The 4,292-nt window shown below is 25.2% G+C and carries 7 protein-coding genes; all 7 read right to left on the bottom strand.

Annotated features, from left to right (window positions below):
• A partial coding sequence (locus ACRC28_RS08430) for a hypothetical protein (RefSeq protein ID WP_438543011.1) occupies positions 1 to 269 on the bottom strand: 269 nt, incomplete at its 3' end.
• A 142-nt stretch (positions 270 to 411) separates the two neighbouring features.
• Complete coding sequence (locus ACRC28_RS08425; protein WP_438543010.1) at positions 412 to 1,128, bottom strand: hypothetical protein; 717 nt, start codon at positions 1,126 to 1,128, stop codon at positions 412 to 414.
• A 145-nt stretch (positions 1,129 to 1,273) separates the two neighbouring features.
• Positions 1,274 to 1,660, bottom strand: coding sequence for a hypothetical protein (locus ACRC28_RS08420; RefSeq protein WP_438543009.1), 387 nt, complete (start codon positions 1,658 to 1,660; stop codon positions 1,274 to 1,276).
• A gap of 160 nt (positions 1,661 to 1,820) precedes the next feature.
• Positions 1,821 to 2,390 carry a hypothetical protein gene (locus ACRC28_RS08415; protein WP_438543008.1) on the bottom strand — a complete coding sequence of 190 codons (570 nt, stop codon included), beginning with the start codon at positions 2,388 to 2,390 and terminating at the stop codon, positions 1,821 to 1,823.
• A gap of 14 nt (positions 2,391 to 2,404) precedes the next feature.
• Positions 2,405 to 3,193, bottom strand: coding sequence for a hypothetical protein (locus tag ACRC28_RS08410; protein ID WP_438543007.1), 789 nt, complete (start codon positions 3,191 to 3,193; stop codon positions 2,405 to 2,407).
• 114 nt (positions 3,194 to 3,307) lie between these two features.
• The gene (locus ACRC28_RS08405; protein ID WP_438543006.1) at positions 3,308 to 3,778 is read right to left on the bottom strand and encodes a lysozyme inhibitor LprI family protein; all 471 of its coding nucleotides are present in this window, start codon (positions 3,776 to 3,778) and stop codon (positions 3,308 to 3,310) included.
• A gap of 243 nt (positions 3,779 to 4,021) precedes the next feature.
• The coding region (locus ACRC28_RS08400; RefSeq protein ID WP_438543005.1) for an RNA-binding protein at positions 4,022 to 4,292 on the bottom strand (271 nt) is incomplete at its 5' end.

Here is a 4,292-nt window from a genome sequence, read left to right as displayed (position 1 = left end):
GTCATAGTTACAAACTTATCGTATGGTGCATTTGTTATACTTGCCATACTCTTTTTGCTAATGCTTCCATTATTATTTGTATCTTCCCAGACTGATAATATATCATTTCCATAATTAATTAAGCTAGCATTTATATCTTTTAATTCAGAGCTAACCCCATTTAAGTTAGCTCTACTAGTATTTTCACTACTCCTTTTTCCAGAACAGTATCCAATTCCAATTAAGATTATAATTATTATTAATATTATTCCAAGTACTCTTTTTATCATTTGTGTACACCTTCCTTCTTCAAGGTTAGTATACTCACTTTTATCAATTTTTATTTACATACTATTTGCCTTAGCAATTATTATTCTAATAACTATATATATAGTTATACATACTATCCCCTCAACTATCATACAATGCCCCCTATTGTATATTTTGATTGCATATTTTCTCTGATATTTTATATAATGATTGAATATTTTTCAGAAAAACTTCTTTATTGCTATATCTAGTTCCAGTTCCTATAAGTATATTTAAATTTGTACTATGTATTTCTTTATTATAATTCCTTATATCTTCTATCAAGCTTAACTCTGGAATTACCTTTTCCTTAACTATTTCAAAAACTATATTTATAATCATTTCGTAAAGCTCTTTCTGCTGTACTCCTTCATTTGAAAAATCCTTACATACTTCAAGTTTTTTCTTACAAAACCTAATTTCTTTATCTAAACTTCTTATTCTTTTTCTTAACTCTTTGTTAAAGCTTTTCGTTTTTATACGCTGTTTTATTATTCCTCTTTTCAAAGTATCTTTATAGATTCTTTCCTTGCTCCATTCATAGTTTTCAGAATATTTATATGCTAATGTTATATTTCTATTAAGTTCATTTTTATTTTCATTGAGTTTTTCAAATTGTTTTATAAAATCTTCTAACACTTCTACTTTTTCTTTTAATTCTTTATCTATTTTTATATCAATCTTTAAATCAAATATATTTACTACTGATTTTAAAACTCCTATAAGTTCCGTTATCTCTGCTTCAAATCTTATTTTTCTCTCTAAAATTTCTCCAATATTTTCTCTTCTTTCATTTTCCCCTGAAAAATCCTTAATTCTCTCACATACCCAATAAAACATAATTTTACCTCTTTTTAAATTATTATCTATTTTAATTCTATTATATAAATCTTCATTTTTCTACATTTTTTTCAAATAAATGAACCCTGAATTTTCTTTCAAGCTATATCTAATTAAAATATACCTTGTAAATTCAGGGTTCTTACTACACAAATTTTTTCTTTGTATTTTTAAATATGTCCTCTACAAAAGTTTGTGCCATCATTATTATTTTTTCAAAACCATTTCTTTCTTTTTCTTCACTTGCAATTGTGAATAATTCATCAACTATTTTTGAATCTCCGTATGTATTGTATTCATTACAAAGTGATTTTAAATTTTCATATTTCTTTCTTGAGAAATTCTCCATTGTTTTAACTGAATATCTTTCTATGTATTCTCCTAAGCCTTCACCTTTTTTTCTTTTTATTTCTTTTCCATTATCTTTTTCAAAGCTATAATTTATTTCCGCTTCTTTCTCTAGGCTTTTTAGTCTGTCCTTATTCCCATTTATCATTAGTGTTTGTACTAAATTCATTTGTATTTCTTTCATATTCTTTTCCTCCAACTTTCTTTTGTTAAGTTAATTATATTCATATTTAAATTCAAATTCTTTATTTTTTGAATACAATTCTCTTACAAAAAAGTAACATTATTTTTATTTATTCCATAATGAAAGACCAAGTTATTTTTTACTTCCTTGGTCTTTATTTTTACTGAGTTAATAAAACCTTTATAAGCAACAGTTTTTCGCCTTTTTCTCCAAGCTTTTCCTTTATAAATAAACTATCCATCAGTATCATTAATTCTTCTTTTTTTAATTTATCAACATATTCTAATGTGTCATCACTAATATTTTCAATTACTTCTGAAAATATATTTCTTAGATTACTTCTTAAAACACTTTCTTCATCAACTTTAAAATTATAATTTATATTTTTACTCTTTATGAAAAGAAGAATCTTCTCTTCTGAATAATCATTTTTATCATTCTCTTCTGCTGTTATATAAAATGGATTTACTTTTACTGCAACACTTATTGCTAGTGTCATTCTTACGGAAATTATTCCTGTTTTTCTTGTTTTATTAAAGGATCTACTATTACTAAATCCCCCTACCTCAATAGCTTCATTCCTTTCTTCTTTAGTTATATTTCTCCATATTTCCCTTACTCTCTTTTTAGTTACCTCTGTATTTAAACTTACATTTTTACTATTCATTTTTTTTATTAAGCTATAGTTAAGCAAATAAATCATCTCCTCTATATAAGTTATGTTACTCATATAAAAGAGGTTCTTTAAAATTTATCAATTAGCCCCTTTACATAGCTTTTAATACTCTCTAGCTTTCTATCATCTGTTAATTTTTCTAACTGTATTCTCCATATCCCATGCTCTTCTCTTAAATTTATCCTTTTTTCTTCATCTAAATTCTTTTGTAGTTCATTTAAAATCTCTTTCATCATCTCTTCCCATAAACCATAACTAGCCTTTGTATTTTCTAGCCTTATTACATCTTTTACAAACTCTTCCTTTAATTTTTCTTTATAGCTTATATACTCCTTTTCTAACTTAAGCTTCAATCTTTTTACCTCTCCACCTCTTTCTTTATTTAATTTTTCTTTTTGTAACTCTTCTATCTCTTTTATCGCCTTAATATAATCTTTTTCTTTCCTTAATTCTTCCACCTCTATAATTTTCATATTAAAGCTTGATTTAGAGTCTATGTCTTCTTGTAATAAATCTATTTTTTCTCTTAACACTTTGCTTATCATAGCCTCATTAATAGCATTCAACTTAACTTCTGCTAAATTTAGCTTATCTTCTTCGAAAAGCTTTTTACTTTCCACATATATATTTAAAGCCTCTAACTCTCTTTCTTCATCCTTAGTTTTAACTTGTATCTTATCATATAGTTTTATTGCTTCTTCAAACTCCTCCTTTCTTATTTCTTCCTCTGCTTCTTCTTTTAATTTTCTTATTCTTGTCCCCTTCAAATTTGCAAATATTGCTCCTTGAAACACCAATATCACAAATCCTAATAACAATGCTATTTTCATTATTTTTCTTCGCTTTGTATAATTCATTTTTTTCTCCTAAACAAGTTATCCTTTATTTTATGCAATCTTTAGTTTACTTGTTTAAAAAATAAAAGCCTTCTTAAATAAACTCACTAAGAGCTCATTTAAGAAAGCTTTTCTCTATTTCATATAATTATTTACTAAGTAATAACATCTTTCCTTAGTCATTTTTATATTTATTTCATTTTTTGAACTTGGTTGAGTCGCTTCAACAAGTGAATCTTTTCTACTTTTTTGCCAATCCTGCTCATCAGCCTCAAACTTTGTTTTGCTGTTACCTTCTAGTTTATTGTTTACTAAATTATATATTTTATTTAATTCATTATCCCACTTTTCTACAGCTTGCTTTTGTTCATCAATACTTCCATTCACTAAGCTATTTGTAGTGCTTTCTAAATTATTTAATTGAACTAAATATTTTTCCTTCTCTGTTTTTGCTTTACTCACATCTGTCACCTTTTTACTAGCAACATTCATTTCTTGTTTTGCTTTATTTTCATCGCTTTTTGTAGTTTTATAAACTCTAGCTCCAATAACCACTACTAAAATTGCTATAATTATTGCAACTATTATTTTTACTTCTTTTTTCATTTTCCCCTCCAAATTGCAAAGTTTGTATCTTTATGAATATTTTCTTTCTTTTAATAAATTTTACTAAAATTTTAAGTATTTTAAGTTTCAGATTTGTTAATTTTATATGTCTAAAATTATTTTTATAAGAAATTTTGTTAAAGTTGTTTTAGAGTAATGTTTTAACTCCCTTCCCTTACTTTTTTTGACACTTTGTTAAAAAAAGCTATAAAATAGTTTTTCTATTTTATAGCTTGATATGTTTTATTCTTCTATTATTGAAATACAATTATATTCTTTGCAATCAAACTCTTCGATCTTTACTTTTCTTTCTTCTGCAAGTTTAATTATATGCTTTATATTTTTATCATTTAAATCTTTAACTAATATCACTCTTGGATTTCTTCTTAATAATACTCTTGCTGTTTCTCCGACACTAAGCTTTATCTTGTTTATATCTTTAACTTTAAACACTTCTTTTATTTTTAAAGTTATATCCCTTGCATAATCTTCATTAATCTCTTTTAAATCATAT

This window comes from Clostridium sp., assembly GCF_051650885.1.
Classification (GTDB): Bacteria; Bacillota; Clostridia; order Clostridiales; family Clostridiaceae; genus Clostridium.
The sequence above is the reverse complement of the archived record's forward strand: the minus strand, read 5'-3'. Positions and strand labels throughout refer to the sequence as shown.

Bases quoted from the DNA above. Each gene is read 5' to 3' on its own strand.
- ACRC28_RS08420 (WP_438543009.1), bottom strand. From the start codon at position 1,660: ATGAAAGAAATACAAATGAATTTAGTACAAACACTAATGATAAATGGG.
- ACRC28_RS08425 (WP_438543010.1), bottom strand. From the start codon at position 1,128: ATGTTTTATTGGGTATGTGAGAGAATTAAGGATTTTTCAGGGGAAAAT.
- ACRC28_RS08410 (WP_438543007.1), bottom strand. From the start codon at position 3,193: ATGAATTATACAAAGCGAAGAAAAATAATGAAAATAGCATTGTTATTA.
- ACRC28_RS08405 (WP_438543006.1), bottom strand. From the start codon at position 3,778: ATGAAAAAAGAAGTAAAAATAATAGTTGCAATAATTATAGCAATTTTA.
- ACRC28_RS08415 (WP_438543008.1), bottom strand. From the start codon at position 2,390: ATGAGTAACATAACTTATATAGAGGAGATGATTTATTTGCTTAACTAT.